This is a genomic window from Luteimonas sp. R10 (assembly GCF_045689605.1).
GTDB lineage: Bacteria > Pseudomonadota > Gammaproteobacteria > Xanthomonadales > Xanthomonadaceae > Luteimonas.
Genome location: NZ_CP141262.1, coordinates 4,320,920 through 4,344,642, shown reverse-complemented (window position 1 = coordinate 4,344,642; position 23,723 = coordinate 4,320,920). Strand labels below are relative to the sequence as shown.

Below are 23,723 nucleotides of genomic sequence, written 5' to 3'. Positions count from 1 at the left end.
TTTGAAAAAGGGGGATTGAGGGGGGCGAAAGCCGCCGCTTGCAAGCCGCAGGCTTGCGGCGGTTTGAGCGCTCCCGCGCGCTGCGCGGGGGCCGGGAATCGCAAAGCGATTTGCTGTTGCTGTTGCTTGGTCGGGCACCGAGCAAATCCCCCCAACCCCCCTTTTTCAAAGGGGGGAAGCAGCCAAGCCGTTGAACTGATTGCAGGAAAACAGGGGAAGCCTCAGGAACCAGACCCCTCGGCCTTTTAGTTCCCTCCATCGCTATTCTCCCGTTCACATCGGCGGCTCGATGACCTCGTCCAGGCGATCGGATGCGACCGCGTAGCCGTCATTCTCGACCTCGACGCGCACCTCCAGCAGCTTCTCTTCCAGTTCGACGAGCTCACCCGCGTCGGCGGCGCCGACGATCTGGATGCAGCGCGCGTTGAACCACTCCCAGAACTGGCGGAAGGTCTTGCCGTGCCAATGTTCGTGGCGGATGCCCTGGTAGAGCTCGCCGATGGCGATGGTCAGTGCGTCGCGCATCACATGGCCTTTGGACGTGGGGTGGTGGTGCCGATTGTGGCCGAAGATCGGGCGCCGGGTTGGTTTCATTCACGGCCGGCGCCGGCGGGGTCGTGCGCATCCCGCCGCGCCGGGTGCGGGATGCGAGCGCGGGCGCCGCCTCCGACCTGCGATCATGCGTGCATGACCACGCCGCTCCCGTTCACCCGCCTCGCCCTATCGCCCGCGCTGCTGCAGGGCGTCGACGCCCTCGGCTACACGATGATGACGCCGGTGCAGGCGCAGTGCCTGCCCGCGATCCTCGACGGCCGCGACCTGATCGCGCAGGCGCCCACCGGCAGCGGCAAGACCGCGGCGTTCGGCCTGGGACTGCTGACCCGGGTCGACCCCGGGCGCATCGGGACCCAGGCGCTGGTGCTGTGCCCGACGCGCGAGCTGGCCGACCAGGTCGGCAAGCAGCTGCGCAGGCTCGCCACCGGCATCCCCAACCTCAAGCTCTCGATCCTGTGCGGCGGCATCCCGCTCGGCCCGCAGCTGGCCTCGCTGACGCACCCGCCGCACGTGGTGGTCGGCACGCCCGGCCGCATCCAGGAGCTGGCGAAGCAGCGGGCGCTGCAGCTGGGCGGCGTGCGTACGCTGGTGTTGGACGAGGCCGACCGCATGCTCGACATGGGCTTCGAGGAGGCGATCCGCGACATCGCCAGGCGGTTGCCGAAGGACCGGCAGGGGTTGCTGTTCTCGGCCACGTTCCCCGACGCGATCCGCGTGCTGGGCAACGCCATGCTGCGCGACGCGCTGGAAGTGAGCATCGACGGCGGCGCGCAGCCGGCCACCATCGAGCAGCTGTTCTTCGAGGTGGACCCGGCGCGCCGCGCGCCGGCGCTGGCGGCGCTGCTGCTGCGCCATCGGCCGGCATCGACCGTCGTGTTCTGCAACACGCGCGCCGATACCGTCGAGGTCGTCGGCTCGCTGTCCCACTACGGCTTTTCGGCGCTTGCCCTGCACGGCGATCTGGAGCAGCGCGATCGCGACGAGGTGCTGGTGCAGTTCGCCAACCGCAGTTGCAGCGTGCTGGTGGCCAGCGACGTCGCCGCGCGCGGGCTGGACGTCGAGGATCTCGGCGCCGTGGTCAACTACGAGTTGCCCACCGACCCGGACACCTACCTGCATCGCATCGGCCGCACCGGGCGCGCAGGCCGCGACGGACTGGCGCTCAGCCTGTGTGCGCCGCGCGAACTCCCGCGCGCGCAGGCCATCGAGGAACGCCAGGGCCAGCCGCTGCGCTGGGAACCTCTGCAACCGCTGTCGGGCAAGCCGGGCGACGTGCCGGCCGCCGCCATGGCCACGCTGCGCATCGACGGCGGCCGCGGCGACAAGCTGCGCGCCGGGGACATCGTCGGCGCGCTCACCGGCGACGCCGGGCTGCACAAGGATGCGATCGGCAGGATCGACGTGTTCGCCACCCGCAGCTATGTCGCCATCGCCCGCGCGCACGCGGTCAAGGCGCTGTCGGCGCTGCGCGAAGGCCGGATCAAGGGGCGCAGGTTCCGGGTGAGCCGCCTGTAGCCGTAGCGCTAGGCCAATTCGCAGATCAGCTCGCCGAAGGCGGTGGAGGCGGGAGTCCTGCCGCCGCTGCTCCAGACCAGCGCGAAATCGATGTCGGGCAGCGGCGGCAGGCCGTACGCGCCGTCGACGATCCGCATCCCGGGCTCGATGTCGTCGCAGGCGATCGCGGTGATCGCCAACCCCGCCAGCACGGCGGCGTGGATGCCCTCCTGGCTGTGCGAGGTGAAGACGATATGGCTGTCGATGCCGGCCTCGTCGAGCGCGCGGACGCCGACCTGCCGATGCACGCAGGGCGGCGGGTAGAACGCGAACGGCAGGGGCGCGTTGCGCGGCGGTTCGAACGTCTCGGCGACCACCCAGACCAGCCGCGTGCGCCGTAGCAGTCGTCCCGCGGCCGGGCCGTCCGGATCGCGCACCGAGATCACCACGGCCAGGTCCAGGTCGCCGCTCCGGATCAGCGCCGGCAGGTCGAGGTTGGCGCTGATGCTGGCGTCCAGCCGAACCGCCGGAAAATCACGCGCGAAACGGCACAGCAGCCGCGGAAGACGCGCGCGCATGAAGTTTTCCGGTGCGCCGAAGCGCACCGTGCCCGACAGCGGGGAAGGGCGGAAACGCCGGGCCAGCGTATCGAACGAGCGCAGGATCTGTTGCGCGTGCCGGAGCAGTTCCTCGCCGTCCTCGGTCACCGTCAGGCTGCGCGTCGTGCGGCTGAGCAGGCGGCGGCCGACCTGTTCTTCCAGGCGCCGGATCTGGTGGCTGACGGCCGACTGGGTCAGGTGCTGGCGCTGCGCCGCGCGGGTGAAGCTGCCGGTGTCGGCAACGGCGACGAAGGTGCGCAGCAGGGTCGGGTCGAAGTCCATGGTGGTCGTGGATACATGACGACAGTTAATGATAGTCGCAAAACTTAATCATTTCCCTCATCAGAGGGGCTTGCCGACAATGCCGCTCCACCGCTGCGGAGCGCCCGCGCCAGTAGTGGCCCCGCTCGCCGTCGTCGCCGGCCCCCCGGCTGCGGCGATGGCTGCGACCGCGGTGTTCCCGACCGCTTGCCCCTGGAGCCCCTGGAGCCATGATGACCCGCGTCAGCCACAACACGGCCGCCCTGATGGCCGTTTGCCTGTCTTCCCTGATGTTCGGCCTGGAGATCTCGAGCGTGCCGGTGATCCTGCCGACGCTGGAGCGCCAGCTGCATGCGGACTTCGCGCAGATGCAGTGGATCATGAACGCCTACACGCTGGCCTGCACCTCGGTGCTGATGGCGGTCGGGACGTTGGGCGACCGCTATGGGCGCAAGCGCATCTTCGTCATCGGCCTGCTCCTGTTCGGGCTCACTTCGCTGATCTGCGGCCTGGCGAGCAGCGCCTGGACGCTGGTCGCCGCACGGTTCCTGCAGGGCGCCAGCGGCGGGGCGATCCTGATCTGCGGCACGGCGATCCTGTCGCATCAGTTTCCGGCCGGTCGCGAACGTGCGCGCGCCTTCGCGGCGTGGGGCGTGGTGTTCGGCATCGGGCTCGGCTTCGGGCCGCTCGTCGGCGGCGCGATCGTCGCCTTGTCCAACTGGCGCTGGGTGTTTCTGGTGCATGTGCCATTGATGGTGGCGACGTTGCTTCCGCTGCTCATCGGCGTGCGCGAATCGCGCGATCCGCAGGCGAAGAAGCTCGACGGCCTCGGCATCGCCACGCTGTCGCTGGCGGTGTTCGGACTGGTCTTCTACATCACCCAGGCACCGGGCCTGGGACCGGCCAGTACCACCGCGATCGCGATCGCCACGGTGACCGTGGCGGGATTCGTCGCCTTTGCGTGGGCCGAGAAGACGCACCCGCATCCGATGTTCGATTTTTCGGTGTTCAGGCTGCGCGACTTCTCCGGCGCGATGGTCGGCGCGACGGCGATGAACTTCAGCTTCTGGCCGTTCATCGTTTACCTGCCGATCTACCTGGAAGGCGTGCTGGGCTACGGCGTCTTCGCCGCCGGCGCATGCCTGTTCGCGTACACGTTGCCGGCGTTGGCGATGCCGCCGCTGGCCGAGCGGCTGAGCTTGCGCTACCGCGCGGGATGGGTGATCCCGGGGGGGTTGTTCGTGATCGGCGCAGGCTTCCTGCTGATGCGGTTCGGCGGTAGCGCCGTGCAGGCCAGCTGGGCGACGTTGCTGCCCGGCTTGATGCTGGCCGGCATCGGACTGGGGCTGACCAACACGCCGGTGACGAACACGACGACCGGATCGGTCCCGGGCGACCGGGCGGGCATGGCTTCCGGCATGGACATGAGCGCGCGTTTCATCAGTCTGTCGATCAATATCGCAGTCATGGGATTCCTCCTGCTTGCCGGCATTCATTCCAGTCTGCGGGATAGCCTTGGCGACCGGATCGGTGCCGAGCGCCTGCGTGGTGCGGCAGAGAAGATTGCCGCCGGCAATCTGTCTGCGCTGGATGGTCCGCAAGCGCTGCCGCATGGGTTGGCCGCCTCCGACGCCGTCCATGCCGCGCTCGCGCAGGGCTTCGACTGGCTGATGCTGTATGCCGCCCTGGGCGTCTGGCTGCTCGCGGCGTTGAGCTTGGCGATCTTCAATGCAGGCAAGCGCGCAGGCTGGGTTCGCTCCGCTGACCGGGGAAACGGTGTCAGGGGCAATTAGCTGCGGGGAAACAGGTGTCAGGGGTGTCAGAAGGATGGCAAGGATGAGTAGCACTTGCTTTAGGTTTCGCCCGCTCGCGGTATCCACAGCGCTGCGTCGCTGCTTCGTAGGAGCGCGCCATGCGCGCGATGCCGCGCCAGGCAGTCTTCTCCGTTGCGGCGAGACAAACCCCGTCGCCATGGGCGGCACGAATGAATAGCCAAGCTCTTCGCGGTGGACCAGCACCGCACCCGTTGGTTCGAGGTGCGGGCTGTTCACTGACACCGCCCGTGGCGACGGCCCACTCTTCACTGCGGCGGATAGGACTGCCTGGCGCGGCACGCTCCTACGGATTTCGGCCGCGCGCATCGGCCGTCGGCTGATGCCTTGTCCATGCAAACGAGCAAGAGCACCTGGAGTAGGCGCCATTCGTGCCAGGGACAACAACGGCGAGCCGGGGATCAGGATCAACTCTCCACTTGGAAGCCTGTCGACCGAGAGAATCGAACTTTGCCTCGGACCGGGCGCCGGCCTGCATCATGCGCACCTTCGGTCTGCCGGCCACGAAAACAGGATTGCCTGGAAGGTCCACAGTTGTATCCTGATGCCCGTCTTCGTTCCGACATCCAGATGGCAGCGATCCAGGCGACAAGGTCCAGGCGCAGAGGCCCGGCGCTCGAGAAGGCCATTCTCGAGAGCGCGTGGGCCGAGTTGACCGAAAAAGGGTACGCGGCCTTGACCATGGAAGCAGTCGCCGTTCGCGCCGGCACGAGCCGCACCGTGCTGGCGCGACGCTGGGAGAACCGCGCTGCGCTCGCCATGGCGACCCTGCGCCATCAGATGTCCAAGCACCCGTTGACCGTCTGGGAGAGCGGGGATCTGAGAACCGAGTTGCTCGAGTTCCTCGACCGCGCGGGCGCGCGACTGGGGATCATTTCGGTGGTGTTCTCCCTCCTCCATGTCGAATCAGCGCCAGTCGGCGCCGGAACACCGCAAGAACTGCGTGCCGCCTTGCGGCAGGGCGAGGGCGGTGTGCTGTCTGCCATTCTGGATCGCGCGGTCCAGCGTGGCGAAATCGATCCGAGCACGCTGACGCCCGTCGTTTCCGAGCTACTGAGCGATCTGTACCGGCACTACGCCATCATGAACCGGTCGGCCCCGTCGGAGAAGTTGCGCCAAGCCTGGGTCGACACGATTTTTCTGCCGCTGGTGCGGGCGGACCGGCCGAGGCCGGGCTGAATGGTCGCCCGCCGGCCGTGGACCTCACCGGTTCGGTAGGAGGCGTTTTCGTCCGCCCGTGGGATGGCGCTCCCGTACGTTCGCCTGCCGGCCGTCCCTAGGGCCGCTGTTCGATCTGCTGGCGGCGCCGTTGCATCCACGCATCGCGCACGAGCGCGTACTCGTCTACGGCTTCGGCGCGCATCTTGTCCAAGGGCAGGGCCGCGGATCGCATGCTGCCGAGCTGCAAGATCGTCAGGCCCGTTTTCACCCCGTCACTGTCGAAGTACTGGATCGGCGCGGCGGGCCTGTCGCCGAAGTACCCGACGAAGTCCCGGACCGTGCGTGGCCCCAGGAGTGGCACGACGAAGTACCGCGAGTCGTCCCAACCCCATACGCCCAGCGTCTGGCCGAAATCTTCAGTGGCGCGTTCCAGCTTCATCCTGCTGGCCGGGTCGAAGATGCCGCCGACTCCTGCAGTGGTATTGACCAACAGGCGGCCGAGCGTCGTGGCCGCGCCGATTGGCCGTCCCTGCAGGATCTGATTGACGAACGTTCGCGGTTCCTTGAGGTTCGCGAAGAAGGCCGTGACCCGGTGTTGCACGACATCGGGGACCACCTTGTCGTATGCCACGCCGATGGGACGGGCGACATACTTGTCCACCCTGATGTTGATCGAGTACATCCGGCGATTGTAGCGCTCCCAGGGATCACGGATGGCCGTTTCGGGATAGAGGAGTTCGGCGTCGAGCTCGGCGCGGGTAGGGCCGCCGCCGTCCACCGGCGAGGCATCGATCCGGGTGGCCGGCGGCTCAACCGCGGGCATGGGCGCGTCCTGGGCGGTGGCGGGTCCATCGCCGGACAGATCCACACGATCCGGCCTCGTCGCCCGTCCAAGGTCCTCCGGTGTGCCGGCCGGCACACCGGAGAGGCCGATGGAGGCGCTGCCCGAGCGGACGCTGGCTTCCACCGGCACGGACTCGCCGGCGGCAGGATCCTTCTTTATGTTGGCGGTACAGGCCGCCAGTACGGGCACGATGATGAGCGAGGCAAGCGCGCGCAGGGGAGGCATGGGGAATCTCCAGTCGGGGGATTTCGTTCTCCCGTGGGCGGCCGCCTCGCAGGAGTCATAAGATTCTTCACTGAATCCTAAACTGCGGACGATCTCCATAAATAAGATTCTTGTTATGATCTTATTACGAGGGCTGTCGGTTCATTCGCGAGTCAGCTGCGCAGAACGTGCTACGCGGCGATCTCTTCGGCCAAAGAGATGAGGGTATCAATCGATTCGTGGGTACCATCGCGAGCCCAACCGGCACCAGAGGTGATGCCATGCAACGTGTTCTCTACGTGGGGCGCAGATGGACCTTCTGCTCGACTACGGCCAGAACGTGAAGCAGTACCCGCAGCTGCACGAGTTCTTCCGCGCGCATCGACCGCCGACGCTGGCGATCTGGGGCAAGAACGATCCGTTCTTCGTCCCGGCCGGCGCCGATGCGTTCAAGCGCGACAACCCGAACGCCGAGGTGCGGTTCCTCGACACCGGCCACCTGGCCACCGAGACCCACGGCAGGGAAATCGCGGACGCCATGCGGGAGTTCCTGGGGCGGAGCGTCAAACCCTGAGCGGCCCTGTTTCCGGGAGCCACGCCATCAACCCATAGGTTTCCCGCGACGAAGCGCCGGCTCGACCCGCGCCTGCGTTGCAGGCACAGTGCGTTGCTCCGAAGAACCGGGCCGACTCGATGCCATTCCTGCGCTCCCGACTGCTCGCCATGGCGGCCGCGCTGCTGCTGGCGGGCTGCGCGACTTCCCCGCTGCGGATCGATACCCGCCACCAGGCCGCCGTGCAGGCCAGCCGCGTGCAGTTCCTGGTGCTGCACTACACGGTGGCGGATTTCGACGAGTCGCTGCGGCTGTTGACCGGCACCGAGCCCGGTGTCTCCGCGCACTACCTAGTGCGCGACGATCCGGTGCGGGTGTACCGGCTGGTCGAGGAGGGCCGGCTGGCGCGGCATGCCGGCGAAAGCTGGTGGGCGGGCACGACACCGCTCAATGCGTCGTCGGTCGGGATCGAGATCGTCAATCCCGGCTACACCGACACCCCGGCGGGGCGGGTGTACGCGCCATATCCGCAGGAACAGATCGACACGGTGATCCGGCTGGCGCGGGAGATCGTGGCGCGGCACGGGATCCGCCCGGAGCACGTGCTCGGCCATGCCGACGTGGCGCCGGGCCGCAAGCAGGATCCCGGCCCGGCGTTCCCGTGGCGGCAGCTGGCCGAGGCCGGGCTGATCCTCTGGCCGGATGCCGCGCAGGTCGCCGGGCGGCTGGCCTTCCACCGGCGCAATCCGCTGCCCGCGACCGCCTGGTTCCAGGAGCGCTTGGCCGCCGTGGGCTATCGCGTCCCGCGCGGCGGCGAGCTGGACGAGGCCACGCGCGCCGCGCTCAGCACGTTCCAGATGAAGTACCGGCCCGCGGACATCGCGGGCGTTCCCGACGCGGAGACGGCGGCGCTGCTCGATGTCGCCTCGACGCCCGGCGGCATGCGCCGGCTGGCGCCGGCGACGCGGTGAGCGGGAAGAGGGCGGCGGGCGCGCCCGGGTGCGGGGACCGCTTGGCCGGCCGTGCCGGCCCGGGACGGGGAAGTCCGTTCCGCGTTGATCCTCTCCGCGGCATCTAGTCCGAAGGCATCGCCGCCGGATCCATCCACATCGCCTCCCAGACGTGCCCGTCGGGGTCGGCCAGGTTGCGGTTGTACATGAAGCCGAGGTCCTGGGCGGGATTGATGTCGGCCGTGCCGCCGTTCGCGGCGGCGGCTTCGTTGGCGGCATCGACCGCCGCGCGGCTGTCGAACGACAGCGCCAGCAGCACCTCGCTCGAGGTCGACGGCGGGATCGGCCGGCTGGTGAAGGTGCGCCACTTGTCGTGGGTGAGCAGCATGACGTTGATCGCCTCGCTCCAGACCATGCACGCAGCGGTCTCGTCGGTGAAGTGCGGGTTGTTCTCGAAACCGAGGGCCTGGTAGAAGGCCATCGACGCCGCGAGGTCGGTCACGGGCAGGTTCACGAAGATCATCTTGGGCATTGCGGGCTCCTGTCGGGTTGAGGGCACGGATGGGGTCGCTTGGCGGGATCGGCAGGAATGCCGCCTGCCTGCCATGACGTCGAACGGGCCGGGCCGGAATCGACACCGGCCGACCGACCATGCGGATCCGCGGACCCCGGCCGGTCCGCCGGAACACGGGCCAGGCCCGCGTCACCGATACTGACGCCTGCGGCCAGGCGCCGCTGTTCCGAGGATGCGGATTCGACATGTCGCGGGCGCCCGGTTCACTTCCTGGTGGCCGGGATGCGTGAACCGATATTCGGTTGAAGCCCTGCGTGGCGACCTATCCTGGGCCGCGACGGCACGTTCAGTCGGCTTGCACGCCACCGCCGGTACACTCGGGCGCTCCCCGTGATTGCGCGTCCCCCATGCCCTCCACGATGCGATTTCATCGGTCCGTCGCGCTCGCCGTCGTGCTTGTGGCGGCGCTGGCCGCCTGCGGCTCGAACCGCAGCAAGTCGCAGGCGCCGCCCCTGGGCGAGGTGTTCGGCGCCGAGGACACGTATTCGCGCAGCTACCCGGTGGTGCCGGCCGTCGCCTGCGAGGCCGCGCGCCGCGCGCTGCTGGGGCAAGGCTATCTGATCGGCAGGATGACGCCGGAGGCGGTGGAGGCGACCAAGAACTTCCAGCCCGAGTCCGATATCCACACCCAGCTCGCCGTCCGCACCACCTGCGTGCCGAAGGCGGGTGGCGGCTCGATCGTGTTCATCAACGCCGTGCAGGAGCGCTATGCGCTCAAGGCCCAGTCCAGTTCGGCCAGCGTCGGCGTCAGCATGATCGGTTCGGTGTCGGTGCCGATCCCCATCGGCGGCAGCAACGCCAACCTCGTGCGGGTCGGCAGCAACACCGTGCAGAACCAGGAGTTCTACAGCCGCCTGTTCGACCGCGTGAACTTCTACCTGCCCGGCACCCCGATCGACACGCCGCCCCCGCCGGAGCCGGATATCCCGCCCGATCCGGTGATACGGGAACAGGAGTGAGGAGAAGGATCCAGACCGCACCTCGGCCTCCGGTGCCGTTGCGCGGCTGGAGTGCTGCATAGCGATCCGGGAGCGGTCCCGGACATCACAAGTTGTTGTGGGACTTCCGTCAAATTCCATCTTGCCAGGCCGTGCTAATACGAATCGCCGGCGACTGCGCCGCCGCTTGCCGGCACATTCCCGAAGATGGGCGGCATCAACGCTGCAAGGAGAGTCTCTAGATGAAAGGATTGATCATGCGCGGTGCAGCTGTCGTGCTGTTTATGGGCCTGGCGGGCATGGGTGGGGCGGGAGCTTCCACGATCGTTCCGCCCGGCCCCTGCGTGGATGGGCAGCAGACGACGACCGACCTGTCGAACGGCTACATTCTGTGGGAGTGCCATAACGGCTCCTGGACCTTCCTGTTGCAGTATTACTGCGATAGCAACGGTTGCATCCCGCTGTAGTGCCGGAGCGATACGGGAGCCCTCGCGAGGGCTCCCGTGCCGGGAAAACGGACGAGCCGGGCAGAAGCAGGCTCAGGTCGCTTTCTTGCCCATCTGGGGACACCTCTCCCGGTCGGCAGAAGAGCCGAAGAAATCGGTCCCGGGAACGGGGCCGATGACACGCACGTCGTTACTTGCCGATGAACTCGAGCAGGTCCTGGTTGAGCCGGTCCTTGTGCGTATCGGCCAGGCCATGCGGCGCGCCCGGATAGACGATCAGCTGCGCGTCCTCGATCAGCTCGGCCGAGGCCTTGGCCGCGGCGTCGATCGGCACGACCTGGTCGTCGTCGCCATGGATCACCAGCGTCGGCACGTCGAACTTCTTCAGGTCCTCGCGGAAGTCGGTGGCCGAGAACGCGGCGATGGAGTCGTACGTGTTCTTGTGCCCGGCCTGCATGCCCTGCACCCAGAACGACTGGATCAGGCCCTGGCTCGGTTCGGCGCCCGGGCGGTTGAAGCCGAAGAACGGGCCGGAGGCGAGGTCCAGGTACAGCTGCGAACGGTTCTCCAGCGAGGCCTTGCGCAGGCCGTCGAACACTTCGATCGGCAGGCCGCCGGGATTGCTCTCGGTCTTCAGCATCAGCGGCGGCACGGCGCTGACCAGCACGGCCTTCTTGACGCGCGCGGTGCCGTGGCGGCCGATGTAGCGGGCCACTTCGCCGCCGCCGGTGGAGAAGCCGACGAGGGTCACGTCCTTCAGGTCCAGCGCCTCGATCACCGCGGCCAGGTCGTCGGCGTAGTGGTCCATGTCGTTGCCGTCCCATGGCTGGCTGGAGCGGCCGTGGCCGCGGCGGTCGTGCGCGACTGCGCGGTAGCCCTGGGAGGCCAGGAACAGCATCTGCGATTCCCAGCTGTCCGAACTCAGCGGCCAGCCGTGGCTGAAGGTGACGACCGGGCCGTCCTTCGGGCCCCAGTCCTTGTAATAGAGCTGCACGCCGTCGGGCGTGGTGACGTAGCTGCCGGCGATGGCGTTGCCGGGGGCGGCCCCGGCCTGCGGTTGCGCGGCGTGGGCGGCAGCGCCGGCCTGGGTGGCGACGGCCAGCAGGGTGGCGGCGACATTGCGGGTGATGGCGTTCATGGCAGTGCCTCTTTTCAGGTGGGGCGACGGGGAGGGAACGCGTCAGCCGGCGACGGCCAGCGAGACGTCGATGTTGCCGCGGGTGGCGTTGGAGTACGGGCAGACGACGTGGGCCTGCTCGACGAGCGCCTGCACCTGCTCGCGCGGCAGGCCGGGCACGGCGATGCTCAACTCCACTTCGATGCCGAAGCCGGTGGGGATCTGGCCGATGCCGACCTTGCCGGTGACGGTGGTGTCGGCGGGCAGGGCGACCTTCTGCTTGCCGGCGACGAACTTCAGCGCGCCGAGGAAGCAGGCGGAATAGCCCGCGGCGAACAGTTGCTCGGGATTGGTGCCGTCGCCGCCGGCGCCGCCCAGTTCGCGCGGGGTGGACAGCTTCACGTCCAGCGCGCGGTCGGAGGAGGTGGCCTGGCCTTCACGGCCGCCGGTGGCGGTGGCCGTGGCGGTGTAGAGGATCTTCTCGATGGACATCGTGGTGCTCCCAGTTGGGTTGGTGGGACGAGCCGGCGTGGTGCCGTGCCGGTGGGTAGGTGTACTTTGCGCGCCCAGCCGCTACGATTGGCGACGTAAAGTCCTGAATACTTGACCGGGAGTATCGATTGGTCGACCGGCTGGCTGTGCTGCTGGAGCGCTTCTCGGTCACCGCGCAGGTGTTCCACGCCGGTGCGCTGTGCGGCATCAACACGCTGGAGCCCGAGGGAGACCTCGGCCAGCTGCATCTGGTGCGGGCGGGGCCGGTCGAGGTGTTCCACGGCGATGCGGCCTTGCGCATCGAGGCGCCCAGCCTGCTGCTGTATCCCCGGCCCATGGCGCATCGCTTCGTCACCGATCCGGTGCGCGGCGCCGACATGGCCTGCGCCAACGTGCGCTTCGAAGGCGGCGCCGGCAATCCGATCGCCGCGGCGCTGCCGGCCTTCGCCTGCCTGCCGCTGGAGGCGGTCGACGGGGCATCGCCGGTGCTGGGCCTGTTGTTCGATGAAGCCTTCGCGCAGCGTTGCGGGCGCTACGCGCTGGTGAACCGGCTGTTCGAGGCGGTGATGATCCTGATCCTGCGCCAGCTCATGGAAAACGGCGACGTGCGGAGCGGGATGCTGGCGGGGTTGTCGCATCCGCGCCTGCGCAACGCGCTGGTCGCCATGCACGAGGCGCCGGCGAAGGCGTGGACGCTGGAGGACCTGGCCGCGGCCGCGGGCATGTCGCGCAGCGTGTTCGCCAACGCGTTCCGCGAGACGGTGGGCATCACGCCCGGCCAGTACCTGCAGGGCTGGCGCGTCGGCCTGGCCCAGCACGCGTTGCGCCGGGGGCGGCCGCTGAAGGTGGTGGCCGCCGACGTCGGCTACGGCAGCGAGGCGGCGCTGTCCCGCGCTTTCAAGGCGCAGATCGGCCTGTCGCCGCGCGAGTGGAAGCGGGCGCAGGCGGTCTCGCCGGGAAAGGCGGTGGGCGCGGTTCGAGACATCGGCATCGCATCGGCTGCGCTACGGTCGGGCGGAATCGTCCCGCGACCGCAAGGAGCCGCCGATGCCGGCCGCCGCTGAATCCGGGGTGCCGTTGCGCCGCCATGCGATCGCGGCGCTGGCCGTGGCGTGGAACCTGCTCGGGGTGGTGCTGTTCGTGGTGCGGATCGCGATGACGCCGAAGCTGGCCGAGCAGGTCGGCGGTGCCGCCGCGGCGGCGGCCGAGATGCCGGCGTGGGTCGACCTGGCGTTCGGTGCCGCGGTGGTCACCGGTCTGTCCGGCGCGATCGCGCTGCTGCTGCGCAGGCGCTGGGCGGTGCCGATGCTGCTGGTGTCGCTGGGCGCCGCGGCCGTGCAGGCGGCGGCCGCGCCGGCGGTCCTGGCCGCGCGCGGTGCGCTGCACGCCTCGGCGCTGGCGCTGCCGATGGCCGTGCTGCTGGCCTCGCTGGCGCTGTGGCTGTACGCCCGGCGGGTCCGCGCGCGCGGGTGGTTGCGCCGGTGAAGCGCGCGGGTTCCGCAACCACCGCGCCTTCCGGGCCGGATCGTTCCACCCGTCGGCGTTGCTGGCCCGCATCGAACTGCGCACCGGCCACCAGCAACTCGGCCGATGCGCCTCGTCCGTTCATGCAGGGAGTGGAGTGGGGATGATCGCCTGGGGAAGGGGGAAGTCCGCTCAGGCCACTGTTCCTGACAACGAAATGGCGGGGATTTCTCCCCGCCATCGCGCTGCAGACAAGAGGAACGGTCAATTCGTCTTGCTGGGCATGTTGACCTTGTCGATGCCATGGATGACGCCGTTGCTCGAGCCGATGTCGGCCGCCGTGACCTGTGCGCCGTCGATGCTGATCTTGCCATCGGTCAGCTGGATCGGAGCGGACTGGCCGTTGACGGTCCTGGCCTTGTCCCACTTGCCGATGTCTTCCGCGCTCTTGCGGCCGCTGAGGACGTGGTAGTTGAGGATCGAGGTCAGCTCGGCCTTGTTTTCCGGCTTGAACAGCGTCTCGAGCCGGCCTGCCGGCAGCTGTTCGAACGCCGCATCGGTCGGTGCGAAGACGGTGAACGGCCCGGCGCCGCGGAGGGTCTCGCCCATGCCCGCTTTTTCCACGGCGGTGCCGAAGGTCTTGAACGTGCCGTTCGCAGCGGCGGTGTCAAGCACGTTGAGGGGTGTGGGACTGGTCTGAATGCTCATGATACTGATCGCCTGTAAGAAGATTCGCCAATTGCGAATCCAGGATGGCCGAAGCCAAGCCTCCTGCAGACTGCAGGAGTGCGATGCCCAGTGCGGAGAGTGAGTGGACGTGCGGCGCGGCTGAGTGGCCGTTACGACATTGCGTCGTAGTGCAGGCACACCGTACGCCTTCGACTGTTACTGGCGCATAAAGACCGTCGGTCCGGCTGCCCAGGATGCCGCACGATGGGTGCTATGGTGATACGCGATCGACATGATGAGCATCCGCTTGGAGATTGGTCGCCAGGAGGATCGCGTCATGAACGACATCAGGCGACAGGCTTCGATGATTTCGATGGAACAAGGCACCTCGGCCAGCGAACGGGCCGAACTGGTTCACGCGCTCCAGGAGGCGGAAAACGAAGGGCTGCCACCACCGCGTCCAGCCTTCGCGAAGAAGACCACGTTCGCCGGAAAGGTCGCATCCTTCTTCCGCGGTGAATATGCAACGTTGTCCGCAAACAGCGACGTGACGCTGGAGCAGCTCTATCGGAGATTGGGGGCCGCGGCCGCCAAGGACAGGTTGGCGCTGACGAAATCCGAGGAGATGATGTTCGTGATGGCCTCCGACATCCGGGACGCGAAGGCCTTTCCCCAAGCCGGCGCGCCTTCAGGAATCGCCAGGCCAATGAGCGCATGGCGCGAACGGTACAACGGACTCGATCGTTCCCTGCCGGAATGAACTTCAAGGCCGCGCCGGAGCGGTGTCGGGGACGATTGCCTGCCGGTCCCTCCTGCTTGCACCGGATGGTCGGCGACAGCCCGGCCGGCCCGGTACGTCGCGAAGGTGAAGATGTTCCAGGCCCGCCGCTGGATCGCACAAACGGCATGCGCATCGCGGTCGCCGCCAACCGGCTGGGCTATGACTCGGGTGCCTCGAACGCCACCCGCCGATCCCGGGCCGCGTGCCGATGATTCTCCGGTAGACTGCCCATATCCCGTGGGGACGGGATTCCGGGACAGGGGGATTCGATGCAAAGGGCTCTTACTGCGGCGCTGCTCGCGGCACTGTCGCTTGCGCCAGGATGTGCGACCTATCAGTTGGGGGGTGCCGACAAGGCTGCCGTGCTCAAGCGGTTCGAGCCCGTGCCGGGCAAGGCCAGCGTGTACGTCTGCAGGGAGCCGGCGCTGCTGGTCGCTCGCGGGGTGAAGACCGTGGTCCTGATCGACAACGAGCCGATCGGAACGCTGAAACAGAACAGCTTCGTCCACACCGAGGTCGAGCCTGGCAAGCATGGCGTCCTGCTGCGGCATGACGGCATCAACAGCGGCGCCGGTGGCTTCATGACGTTCGACGTCGAGTCGGGCGACGTGCGCTTCTTCTGGGTCGGCGTGACGGGCAACGGTTGGGGCATTCTCACGGTCGACGACTTCGACAGCGAAGCCGAGGCGAGGGCGTGCGTGACCGGCGCCGAGTATTCGGTGGCCGCCCCCTGAGGATCGAGGAACCGGGTCAACGGCAATCCGCTGCTGTCGCAGGGCGGCTACCGTTATGGGCGTTGCTTCAGCTCAGGCTGAGCATGAGATTCTAGAGGCGCGCCGCCGAAGGCTCCGGTGCCGCCATGTGGCACCTACGCCGGCGGAGGCGAGCCTCCGGGGCTCGCTCCGAGTCCATGGGCCGCATCGCGTCGCCCTGAATGCCGTCTCGTCGGCTGTTCCCGGGGGTTCGTCGCACGTCGCTTGCGCGCGATCGCCTCGCGTCTGCAACCTGTGCCTGCCGCCACCGCGACCCGCGGAGCGGATCGAGCCGCGGAGAGCCCGGACATGAAGACACTGATCGCGATCGTCGCCTGGTGCATCCTCTTCGTCCTGTGCTGGCCACTCGCGCTGCTCGCGGTGGTGCTGTGGCCGATCGCCTGGCTGCTCACGCTGCCGTTCCGCCTGCTGGGCATCACCTTCGCGGCGTTGTTCGCGTTCCTGCAGGCGCTTCTCTTCCTGCCCGCCCGTCTGCTGGGCTGGCGCCCGGACCGGGCACGGTACGCGACGGCAGGCTGAACGTCCTCTGCCGGGGCCGTGAAGAACGTCGACGGTCACGGCTGGGGAAGGCAGGAGCGCTGCGGTTCAGCCGCCCTCCTCGCCTGGTGTTGCAGGCCAGCCGGCACGGCGGGCCATTCCGGCCATGTGCCCGACGCAGGATGCCACCCTGTCCTGCCACGCGCGCCAATCGTCGGGAGTGCTGCCCAGGTAGACATCCCGAGCCCGCTCCAGTGCCGGGCGGTGTTCGGCCGGCAACTGGGCGCTCACGCGGGAGGCGGCCGCGTCTTTCGCCACGATGTCTCCCGTCTGCAAGGTGATCCACATCCTGGCGAGCGTGAGCAGGGCATGCTTTTCCTCGCCCAGCCAGTTCTGCGCCACTTCCGGTAGCATCGTGGCGATCGCCCTGCGGATGTCTTCCGCGGGCACCGCGGGCAGCAGCGCGTCCGGTGCTGGCCCCTTGATCGACATGCCTTTCGCGCGTGCCTGGGTCAGCAGCAATGCCAGGTCGGGATCGGTCTGGGGCGGGGGCATGCTGTCCGACTGCAGCTCCGCGCGCAGCCATTCGCCGAACTGGAACTCGCGTCGGGCCGGATGCCGCCAGGGCGTGACGTCCGAAAGGACGATCAGCGTCAGTTCCAGCGGGCGGGTCGACGAAGCGCTGCCGGGAGGCGCGGACAGCGAGAGCAGCGCATCCATGACCGACGATCGTTCCGGAGCGGAGAGCGGACGCCGGAGGACACCGAGCAGGTCGATGTCGCTCTGGGGCCGAAGCCCGCCATCCACGTACGAGCCGTACAGGTAGAGGGCAGCCAGGTCGTCGCCGAAGCGTTCTTCCAGCAGCGCCGCCACCTCGGCGGCTTGGCGCGGATGCGTCGTGGGCATGGGCTGGGTTGTAGTGGACGCAGCAGGAATCGCGGCCCTCATTCCGCGGCGCCGGCCCGGCGCGGCAGCACCCAGTTCGGCCGCACGAAGTGGCAGGTATATCCGTCCGGGTAGCGCTCGAGGTAGTCCTGGTGCTCCGGTTCGGCTTCCCAGAACGGGCCTGCAGGCGCCACTTCGGTGACCACCTTGCCGGGCCACAGCCCGGAGGCGTCGACATCGGCGATCGTGTCCTCGGCGACGGCCTTCTGTTCCTCGTCCACGTAGAAGATCGCGGACCGATAGCTCATGCCGCGGTCGTTGCCCTGGCGGTTGGGCGTGGTCGGGTCGTGGATCTGGAAGAAGAACTCCAGCAGCTTGCGGTAGCTGGTCCCGTCGGGATCGTAGGTGATCTCGATCGCCTCGGCATGGGTGCCGTGATCGCGATAGGTCGCGTTCTCCACGTCGCCGCCGGTATAGCCCACCCGGGTGGAGACCACGCCCGGAAGCCTGCGGACCAGGTCCTGCATGCCCCAGAAGCAGCCGCCGGCGAGGACGGCACGTCGGGTGTTCATCGGATGTCCTCCACCTGGTCGAGGTAGTCGCCGTAGCCCTCGGCCTCCATGTCGGCGCGCGGGATGAAACGCAGCGCCGCCGAGTTGATGCAATAGCGCAGACCCCCACGGTCGGAGGGGCCGTCGGGGAACACATGACCGAGATGGCTGTCGCCGTGGGTCGAGCGGACCTCGGTGCGGATCATGCCGTGGCTCTCATCGGCCAGTTCGTTGACGTTGGCCGGTTCGATCGGCTTGGTGAAGCTCGGCCAGCCGCAGCCGGACTCGTACTTGTCGGATGACGCGAACAGCGGTTCTCCCGACACGATGTCGACGTAGATGCCGGGCGCCTTGTTGTCGAGATGCTCGCCCGTTCCGGGCGGCTCGGTGCCACTGTGCTGCGTCACGCGGAACTGCTCGGGAGACAGTCGCGCGACGGCCTCCTCGGTCCTCTGGTACTTGGCCATGGTCTTGCTCCGGCATTGCACGGGATGTAGGCGGCGGGTGCCGCCTTCCAACCGGAGTTGCGGCCGGTTGGCCGGCTTTTCAATCCTCCGGGCCCGGCGGCGGCGTGCCGCGCATCCTCAGTCCAGCACCCCGAACAGCAACAGCAACGCCGTGAACGTGGCCAGCACGATGCCGATGGAGACCAGCAGCAGCAACAGGCGGACCAGGGCGCCGGCGCGCGATACGCCGTACGCGCCCCGCAACTGGCGGTACAGGTGGACCGGCGGCACCACCAGCATGACCGCCTCGCGGAGGTCCGTACCGACCCCGACGGCAGCGGCGATCGCCAGCACGATCGTCAGCAGCATGACGAAGCTGATGGAGTAGGTCACAAAAACGGCATGGTCGTAGAGGCGGACGTCGCGCCGCCAGAAGAACATCAGCCACATGAAGGGCAGGCTCATCGGGATGAGCGCCCAGGAGAACTTGTAGCTGTTGGTCTTGAGCCTGTAGAGCAGCAGCCTCGGGTTCTCGTTGAGCTGGCGCAGGCCTTCGTTGAGCTTGCCGTCGATCGCGGGCCAGCCGGTCCCGATCCACGGCACCTCTCCCGTTCCGTCCCGCATCGGGCTCCAGATCCTCACCGGGCCGTCCTTCTGCAAGGGCGTGGCGCCGGGCGGCCCGCCTCCGTCGCGGTTTCCGGCGCCGCCGACGATCGAGAACACCGCGAACATCAGGAACACGGTGCACAGGAACAGCGCCATGGGCGAAACGAACCTGGCGCGCTCGCCATCGATGTAGCGGCGGGTCAGGCGGCCGGGATGGAAGAACAGCTCCGGGAGGGTGCGCCAGACCCTGCCTTCGAAATGAAACACCCCGTGCAGGATGTCGTGAGCCAACGCCGCCAGGCTGCGGTGGATGTGCGCGGGCTGGGCGCAGTCGCTGCAGTAGCGGCCGCCGAGCGTCGCGCCGCAGTTGCGGCAGGCCGCAGGCGAAGCGTCCGGCGCCGGCGTTTCCCCCGGGGGCGGGGTAGCGGCCCCGGGGCCGCTGGCGGCCGCAAGCACCTCCCCGTCCGCTTTCGGTTCTCCACCCATCGGTGGAGGATAAGAACAAAAGATGCCGGCGACAATTTCGACGCGTCGGTGCCGGTACGGCACAGGCCGGGTGCCTCGGGATCACCCACGCACGCGGCAGCGGCACGCTCCCGGCGGCGGACGGGCGGTGCGCCGGAAGCGGACCGACCCGATGCGCACATCGGATCGGCCGGCCGCCGGGTCGGCGCGAGCCTGGAATCAGCGGGGTGCCGCCTGGGGCTGCCGCCTAGCGCAAACGCTCCACGCTCAGCACCGGCGTCTCCACCAGCTCCGACCCGAACCACTGCAGGGTGTTCGCGCCCTCCAGCGCGTACCAGGGCGCCTGCGTGCGCAGATGCAGGTAGGTCCTGCCGGTGGGGCCGACGCCGTCCGGATCGACACGCAGGAAGACCGTGCAGTCGGCCTGCCCTTGCGATCCGTTCAACACCACGGTTGCGCTCTCGGGAATGAGAGCGGTCTGCGCATTCCGCGCGATTGCCACGATTGCCTCGATCATCCGGTGCTCTCCACGAGCGCGTCAGGGGTGCGCTCCGTACGGTCAAGAACGCTCTAGCGGGGCGGGCGTGAACCCAGCGGGAATATTTCACCTGTCGGTTGACAATCTTCCGGAGCGGCGTATATTCAACCTTATGGTTGATACATCAGAACGCCTCGACGCCGTCTTCCGCGCGCTTGCCGATCCGACCAGGAGGGCGATGCTGCGCGAGCTCGCCGCCGGGCCGCGCACCGTCGGCGAACTCGCCGCGCCTTTCGACATCTCGCTGGCGGGCGCCTCCAAGCACATCCAGACGCTGGAACGTGCCGGTCTGATCCAGCGCAAGGTGCAGGGCCGGGTGCATACCTGCCGGCTCGATGCACGCCCGCTGCATGCCGGCGCGGAATGGATCCGCCATTACGAGCGCTTCTGGAACCGGAAGCTCGACGTCCTCGATGCCTTGCTCAAGGCGGAGGACCTCGGGACGTCCGCGGCGAAATCCACCCGCAAACCCGGATCCCCACGGAGGAAAGCATGAACATCGCAATGCCGGAAAACGAAACCGAGTACGGCGTTTTCACCGCCGCCGACACCGTCCGCATCGAGCGCCTGCTGCCGGGCCCGATCGAACGGGTCTGGGCGCATCTCACCGAGAGCGAACTGCGCCGCCAGTGGCTGGCGGCGGGCGAGATGGAGATGCAGGCCGGCGCGCCCTTCGAACTCGTCTGGCGCAACGACGAGCTCACCGATCCGCCGGGCAGGCGCCCGTCCGGCTTCGACGTCGAGCACCGGATGCAGAGCCGGATCACGGTGCTCGAGCCGCCGCGCAAGCTTGCCTTTACCTGGGGAGACGGTGATGTCACGTTCGAGCTGGCGCCAAGGGGCGACGAGGTGCTCCTGACCTTGACCCACCGCGGCCTGGCCGACCGCGAGAACAAGCTGATGGTCGGCGCCGGCTGGCACGCGCACCTCGACATCCTGGTCGCGCGCTCGAAAGGCGAGAAGCCGGAGCCGTTCTGGGACCGCTGGAGCCGGCTTCGCGAGGCGTACGATCGCCGCATCGCGGCCTGACCCGGCGCCCGCTGGCTAGGCGTTGGCCGGCTCGACGGTGTCGTTGCGCAGCGTGCGCCCGAACAGCGCCAGCATGCGGCGCCAGGCCTCGCCCGCGGCGTCCTCGTCGTAGCGCGGGGTGGTGTCGTTGTTGAAGCCGTGCTGCGTGCCGGGCGGCTGGAACAGCGTGTAGCGCACGCCCGCCGCCTTCAGCGCCGCTTCGTACTCGGGCCAGGCGGCGTTGATGCGCTCGTCGTGCTCGGCGAGGACCACCAGCAGTTCGGCCTTGATATTCGCCACGTCCTCGAGCGGGGCGGGATTGCCGTAGAACGGCGCGGCGGCCTCGAGGTCGGGCAGGCGGGTGGCGAGGAAGTTCGCCATCCCGCCGCCGTAGCAGAAGCCGACCACGCCGAGCCGGCCGTTGCCGCCGTCGATCCCGCGCAGCATGCGCGCCGCGGCCAGGAAGTCCTCGCGGGTCTTCGCCTGGTCCAGCTTGCCGAACAGGGTACGCGCCGTGTCTTCGTCGCCCGGGTAACCGCCCAGCGGGAACAACGCGTCCGGCGCGAAGGCGATGAAGCCCTCCAGCGCCAGCCGGCGTGCGACGTCCTCGATGTGCGGATTGAGGCCGCGATTCTCGTGCACGACGAGCACGGTCGGCAGGGGGCCGTCGGCCTTCGCCGGCTTGGCGAGGTAGCCCCGGGCGGTGCCGTGGCCCTGCGGCGAAGAGAACGCGAGACGGTCGGTCGACAATCGCGCATCGCCAGGCTTGACCTGCTGCGCGGCGGCGAATCGCGGGCTCAGGGCGGCGAGCAGGCCGGCCGCGCCGGCCGCGAACCGCGCGGCGCCGGCGAGGAATCCGCGGCGGTCGATCTGGCCATGCACGTACTGGTCGAACAGGCGCAGTACTTCCGGATCGAAGTCGCTGGCCTCGTGGCGGAGCGGCCGGGGCATCGGGATCTCCGGTGGCGGTAGTCCGCCGATTAGAGCACAGCCGCGGCGCCTCCCCGGCGGCCGCGCTCGCCGCGGTGTCGCCGGCCCAGGCCCCGGGCCGGAGCCCCGCCTGATCACGTCGAATAGACGCGCATCTGCGCAGGATCAGCCGCCCATGACGGCTGGAAAGGAACAATGAAGAACGGCACCTTCAATACCCTGGCCAAGAAGGCGTCCTTTGCGGCGGGAACACCCTGGGTATTCTTCGGTGCGCTGATGATCGTCGTCGTCTGGGCCGTCAGCGGGCCGGTGTTCGGCTTCAACGATACGTGGCAGCTCGTGATCAACACCGGCACCACCATCGTCACGTTCCTGATGGTGTTCCTGATCCAGCACACGCAGAACGCCGACGCCGCGGCCGTGCAGATCAAGCTGGACGAGCTCATCCGGGTGATCAAGAGTGCCGACAACGTGCTGCTCGACCTGGAAAACATGGACCAGGACGAACTGGAGATCATCCGCAGGAAGTACGAGAAGTTGGCGGCCGACGCGGCCAGCGTGAAGCGCAAGCGGGCCTCGGACGATCAGGAGGAGAAGGACGGCGGCGCCAGGTAAGGGCGGCCTCTCAGGTGGAACTCTTCCCGCCCGGCGGTACGCAGTCTCCACACCGGCCCATGCCGAGCTGCTGACGCACCTCGCTGCGCACCGGGAGGGGGACTGGGTCGAAACCTCATCGAGATCATGCGCCACGTGCGCCAGGTGCAACCGGCGCCAGCCGGCTGAGGAGCCGGCGAATGCCGGGGACGCGGCGGCCACACCGCCATCGAGCCTCCGCCGCCGCTTGCAGTCGAGGCGGGGTGACGGCTTCCGCTATCCGGGCCGTGCCTGCTGCGTATTCAATCCCAGCCTGCGCGCCACCCAGCCCAGGGTCGGTCCCTGGATCACGCTGGACAGCAGCACCACGAAGAACACGATGTTGAAGATGGACTGCGCGCCGGGCACGCCCGCGACGACCGGGAACGTGGCGAGCACGATCGGAACCGCGCCGCGCAGCCCCGCCCACGACACGAACAGCTTGGCGCGCCAGTCGTAGCCGCGGAACGGCGCCAGGCACAGGAACACGCTCAGCGGACGCGCCACCAGCATCAGCACCGCGGTGATCGCCAGGCCGGGGCCCAGCACCGCCGCCAGCTCGCTCGGGAACACCAGCAGCCCGAGGGTCAGGAACATCGTCACCTGCGCCAGCCAGGCCAGGCCGTCCTGGAACAGGGACACGGTGCGCTTGGACGGGAACTCGCGGGTACCGGCAACGATCCCGGCGACGTATGCGGCGAGAAAGCCGTTGCCCTGCAGCAGGCCGGCCAGCCCATAGGCGAGCAGCGCCGTGGCGATCGACACCACCAGCGCCAGCCCGCCCACGCGCAGGCGGGCACGCCGCAGCAGCGCCGGAAAGCCCGCGCCGATGGTGTAGCCCACCGCCGCGCCCACCGCCATCTGCAGGCCGAAGGCCGGAATCAGCGTGGCCGGCGAGGTCTCCGGTGTGGAGATCAGCAGCAGCGCGGCACCCACCAGGAAGATCGCCATCGGGTCGTTGGAGCCGGATTCCAGCTCGATGACGCCCTTGAGTTCGTCGCGCAGCGGCAGCCCGCGCGAGCGCAGGATCGCGAACACCGCCGCGGCGTCGGTGGAGGCGATCACCGAGCCGAGCAGGAATCCCTGCAGCAGGGAGAAACCGAGCAGCCACATCGCCGCGGCCGCCACCACCGCGGCGCTGACCATCACCCCGGCGGTGGCGAGCACCAGCGCCGGCGCGACGGAGCGGCGCACTTCGCGCCAGACGGTGTCCAGCCCGCCGGAGAACAGGATGAACACCAGGCTCAGCACGCCGATGCCCTGCGCCATGCCGACGTTCTCGAACGAGATCCCGCCGAGTCCCTCGGAACCGGCAAGCATGCCCAGCAGCATGAAGCCGATCAGGGCCGGCAGCCCGAAACGGCTGGAGAGGCTGCCCGCCAGGACGGTGAGCACCAGCAGCAGGCCGAGGCCGAAGAACACCAGTTCGGACGAGTAGCCGGGCAAGGCGGCGGACCGGAAAGGAGGGCCGGCCATG

Annotated in this window: 29 protein-coding genes; 15 read left to right on the top strand and 14 right to left on the bottom strand. The window is 68.5% G+C overall.

Annotated elements, in window-relative coordinates; all coding sequences use genetic code 11:
- Positions 1-273: 273 nt before the first annotated feature.
- On the bottom strand, positions 274-525 hold the full coding sequence (locus U3649_RS19045; RefSeq protein ID WP_407352853.1) for a hypothetical protein: 252 nt from the start codon (positions 523-525) through the stop codon (positions 274-276).
- A gap of 162 nt (positions 526-687) precedes the next feature.
- Between U3649_RS19045 and dbpA the strand changes: the two genes are divergently transcribed.
- Positions 688-2,070, top strand: coding sequence for an ATP-dependent RNA helicase DbpA (gene dbpA / locus U3649_RS19040; RefSeq protein ID WP_407352852.1), 1,383 nt, complete (start codon positions 688-690; stop codon positions 2,068-2,070).
- Positions 2,071-2,078: 8 nt separating this feature from the next.
- On the opposite strand, the gene U3649_RS19035 is transcribed toward dbpA, so the two are convergent.
- Positions 2,079-2,930, bottom strand: a complete 852-nt coding sequence (locus U3649_RS19035; protein ID WP_407352851.1) for a LysR substrate-binding domain-containing protein — start codon at positions 2,928-2,930, stop codon at positions 2,079-2,081.
- Between the two features lie 212 nt (positions 2,931-3,142).
- Here U3649_RS19035 and U3649_RS19030 point away from each other — a divergent pair, with 212 nt between their 5' ends.
- Positions 3,143-4,702 carry an MFS transporter gene (locus U3649_RS19030; protein ID WP_407352850.1) on the top strand — a complete coding sequence of 520 codons (1,560 nt, stop codon included), beginning with the start codon at positions 3,143-3,145 and terminating at the stop codon, positions 4,700-4,702.
- A gap of 609 nt (positions 4,703-5,311) precedes the next feature.
- Complete coding sequence (locus tag U3649_RS19025; protein ID WP_407352849.1) at positions 5,312-5,920, top strand: TetR/AcrR family transcriptional regulator; 609 nt, start codon at positions 5,312-5,314, stop codon at positions 5,918-5,920.
- A 97-nt stretch (positions 5,921-6,017) separates the two neighbouring features.
- Here the strand turns inward: U3649_RS19025 and U3649_RS19020 are convergent, their stop codons facing one another.
- On the bottom strand, positions 6,018-6,971 hold the full coding sequence (locus U3649_RS19020) for a VacJ family lipoprotein (protein ID WP_407352848.1): 954 nt from the start codon (positions 6,969-6,971) through the stop codon (positions 6,018-6,020).
- A gap of 289 nt (positions 6,972-7,260) precedes the next feature.
- Here U3649_RS19020 and U3649_RS19015 point away from each other — a divergent pair, with 289 nt between their 5' ends.
- Together U3649_RS19015 and U3649_RS19010 are read left to right on the top strand one after the other, a co-directional pair.
- The gene (locus U3649_RS19015; RefSeq protein WP_407352847.1) at positions 7,261-7,524 is read left to right on the top strand and encodes an alpha/beta fold hydrolase; all 264 of its coding nucleotides are present in this window, start codon (positions 7,261-7,263) and stop codon (positions 7,522-7,524) included.
- 119 nt (positions 7,525-7,643) lie between these two features.
- Positions 7,644-8,474, top strand: a complete 831-nt coding sequence (locus tag U3649_RS19010) for an N-acetylmuramoyl-L-alanine amidase (protein WP_407352846.1) — start codon at positions 7,644-7,646, stop codon at positions 8,472-8,474.
- A 103-nt stretch (positions 8,475-8,577) separates the two neighbouring features.
- Here U3649_RS19010 and U3649_RS19005 read toward each other — a convergent pair whose 3' ends face one another.
- Positions 8,578-8,985, bottom strand: a complete 408-nt coding sequence (locus U3649_RS19005) for a VOC family protein (protein WP_407352845.1) — start codon at positions 8,983-8,985, stop codon at positions 8,578-8,580.
- 401 nt (positions 8,986-9,386) lie between these two features.
- On the opposite strand from U3649_RS19005, the gene U3649_RS19000 reads away from it, so the two are divergent.
- Complete coding sequence (locus U3649_RS19000; protein WP_407352844.1) at positions 9,387-9,986, top strand: DUF2242 domain-containing protein; 600 nt, start codon at positions 9,387-9,389, stop codon at positions 9,984-9,986.
- Between the two features lie 221 nt (positions 9,987-10,207).
- Positions 10,208-10,432, top strand: coding sequence for a hypothetical protein (locus U3649_RS18995; RefSeq protein ID WP_407352843.1), 225 nt, complete (start codon positions 10,208-10,210; stop codon positions 10,430-10,432).
- 169 nt (positions 10,433-10,601) lie between these two features.
- On the opposite strand, the gene U3649_RS18990 is transcribed toward U3649_RS18995, so the two are convergent.
- Together U3649_RS18990 and U3649_RS18985 are read right to left on the bottom strand one after the other, a co-directional pair.
- On the bottom strand, positions 10,602-11,549 hold the full coding sequence (locus U3649_RS18990; RefSeq protein ID WP_407352842.1) for an alpha/beta fold hydrolase: 948 nt from the start codon (positions 11,547-11,549) through the stop codon (positions 10,602-10,604).
- 42 nt (positions 11,550-11,591) lie between these two features.
- Positions 11,592-12,020, bottom strand: a complete 429-nt coding sequence (locus U3649_RS18985) for an organic hydroperoxide resistance protein (RefSeq protein ID WP_407352841.1) — start codon at positions 12,018-12,020, stop codon at positions 11,592-11,594.
- Between the two features lie 128 nt (positions 12,021-12,148).
- On the opposite strand from U3649_RS18985, the gene U3649_RS18980 reads away from it, so the two are divergent.
- Both U3649_RS18980 and U3649_RS18975 read left to right on the top strand, forming a co-directional pair.
- Positions 12,149-13,084: a cupin domain-containing protein gene (locus U3649_RS18980; protein ID WP_407352840.1), complete on the top strand. Its 936-nt coding sequence runs from the start codon at positions 12,149-12,151 to the stop codon at positions 13,082-13,084.
- Positions 13,068-13,505, top strand: coding sequence for a hypothetical protein (locus U3649_RS18975; protein ID WP_407352839.1), 438 nt, complete (start codon positions 13,068-13,070; stop codon positions 13,503-13,505). Before U3649_RS18980 ends, U3649_RS18975 begins: the two co-directional genes overlap by 17 nt.
- Before the next feature lie 243 nt (positions 13,506-13,748).
- Here the strand turns inward: U3649_RS18975 and U3649_RS18970 are convergent, their stop codons facing one another.
- Positions 13,749-14,192, bottom strand: a complete 444-nt coding sequence (locus tag U3649_RS18970; RefSeq protein WP_407352838.1) for a fasciclin domain-containing protein — start codon at positions 14,190-14,192, stop codon at positions 13,749-13,751.
- Between the two features lie 298 nt (positions 14,193-14,490).
- On the opposite strand from U3649_RS18970, the gene U3649_RS18965 reads away from it, so the two are divergent.
- The 3 genes from U3649_RS18965 (at position 14,491) to U3649_RS18955 (ending at position 16,226) form a co-directional block, all read left to right on the top strand.
- On the top strand, positions 14,491-14,913 hold the full coding sequence (locus U3649_RS18965) for a hypothetical protein (RefSeq protein WP_407352837.1): 423 nt from the start codon (positions 14,491-14,493) through the stop codon (positions 14,911-14,913).
- Between the two features lie 383 nt (positions 14,914-15,296).
- Positions 15,297-15,668, top strand: coding sequence for a DUF2846 domain-containing protein (locus U3649_RS18960; RefSeq protein ID WP_407352836.1), 372 nt, complete (start codon positions 15,297-15,299; stop codon positions 15,666-15,668).
- A 327-nt stretch (positions 15,669-15,995) separates the two neighbouring features.
- On the top strand, positions 15,996-16,226 hold the full coding sequence (locus U3649_RS18955) for a hypothetical protein (protein WP_407352835.1): 231 nt from the start codon (positions 15,996-15,998) through the stop codon (positions 16,224-16,226).
- A gap of 66 nt (positions 16,227-16,292) precedes the next feature.
- On the opposite strand, the gene U3649_RS18950 is transcribed toward U3649_RS18955, so the two are convergent.
- From U3649_RS18950 to U3649_RS18930, 5 genes are all read right to left on the bottom strand, one after another.
- Positions 16,293-17,090, bottom strand: a complete 798-nt coding sequence (locus U3649_RS18950) for an aminoglycoside adenylyltransferase family protein (RefSeq protein WP_407352834.1) — start codon at positions 17,088-17,090, stop codon at positions 16,293-16,295.
- A gap of 38 nt (positions 17,091-17,128) precedes the next feature.
- The gene (gene msrA, locus U3649_RS18945) at positions 17,129-17,641 is read right to left on the bottom strand and encodes a peptide-methionine (S)-S-oxide reductase MsrA (protein WP_407352833.1); all 513 of its coding nucleotides are present in this window, start codon (positions 17,639-17,641) and stop codon (positions 17,129-17,131) included.
- Positions 17,638-18,087, bottom strand: coding sequence for a peptide-methionine (R)-S-oxide reductase MsrB (gene msrB, locus U3649_RS18940; protein WP_407352832.1), 450 nt, complete (start codon positions 18,085-18,087; stop codon positions 17,638-17,640). The genes msrA and msrB overlap by 4 nt, the downstream gene beginning before the upstream one ends.
- A gap of 117 nt (positions 18,088-18,204) precedes the next feature.
- Entirely contained in the window at positions 18,205-19,128 is a 924-nt protein-coding gene (locus U3649_RS18935; protein ID WP_407352831.1) for a DUF3667 domain-containing protein, read from the bottom strand.
- A gap of 256 nt (positions 19,129-19,384) precedes the next feature.
- Positions 19,385-19,654 carry a hypothetical protein gene (locus U3649_RS18930; protein WP_407352830.1) on the bottom strand — a complete coding sequence of 90 codons (270 nt, stop codon included), beginning with the start codon at positions 19,652-19,654 and terminating at the stop codon, positions 19,385-19,387.
- A gap of 133 nt (positions 19,655-19,787) precedes the next feature.
- On the opposite strand from U3649_RS18930, the gene U3649_RS18925 reads away from it, so the two are divergent.
- Both U3649_RS18925 and U3649_RS18920 read left to right on the top strand, forming a co-directional pair.
- A complete protein-coding gene (locus U3649_RS18925) occupies positions 19,788-20,171 on the top strand; it encodes an ArsR/SmtB family transcription factor (RefSeq protein ID WP_407354664.1) in 384 nt (127 codons plus the stop codon).
- Positions 20,168-20,704 (top strand): SRPBCC family protein, encoded by a 537-nt coding sequence (locus tag U3649_RS18920; protein ID WP_407352829.1) that lies wholly within the window; start codon positions 20,168-20,170, stop codon positions 20,702-20,704. Before U3649_RS18925 ends, U3649_RS18920 begins: the two co-directional genes overlap by 4 nt.
- 15 nt (positions 20,705-20,719) lie before the next feature.
- Here U3649_RS18920 and U3649_RS18915 read toward each other — a convergent pair whose 3' ends face one another.
- Positions 20,720-21,634, bottom strand: coding sequence for a dienelactone hydrolase family protein (locus U3649_RS18915; protein ID WP_407352828.1), 915 nt, complete (start codon positions 21,632-21,634; stop codon positions 20,720-20,722).
- A 174-nt stretch (positions 21,635-21,808) separates the two neighbouring features.
- Here U3649_RS18915 and U3649_RS18910 point away from each other — a divergent pair, with 174 nt between their 5' ends.
- Positions 21,809-22,228 (top strand): low affinity iron permease family protein, encoded by a 420-nt coding sequence (locus tag U3649_RS18910; RefSeq protein WP_407352827.1) that lies wholly within the window; start codon positions 21,809-21,811, stop codon positions 22,226-22,228.
- A gap of 255 nt (positions 22,229-22,483) precedes the next feature.
- Here U3649_RS18910 and U3649_RS18905 read toward each other — a convergent pair whose 3' ends face one another.
- Complete coding sequence (locus U3649_RS18905; protein WP_407352826.1) at positions 22,484-23,722, bottom strand: potassium/proton antiporter; 1,239 nt, start codon at positions 23,720-23,722, stop codon at positions 22,484-22,486.
- Position 23,723 lies beyond the last annotated feature (1 nt).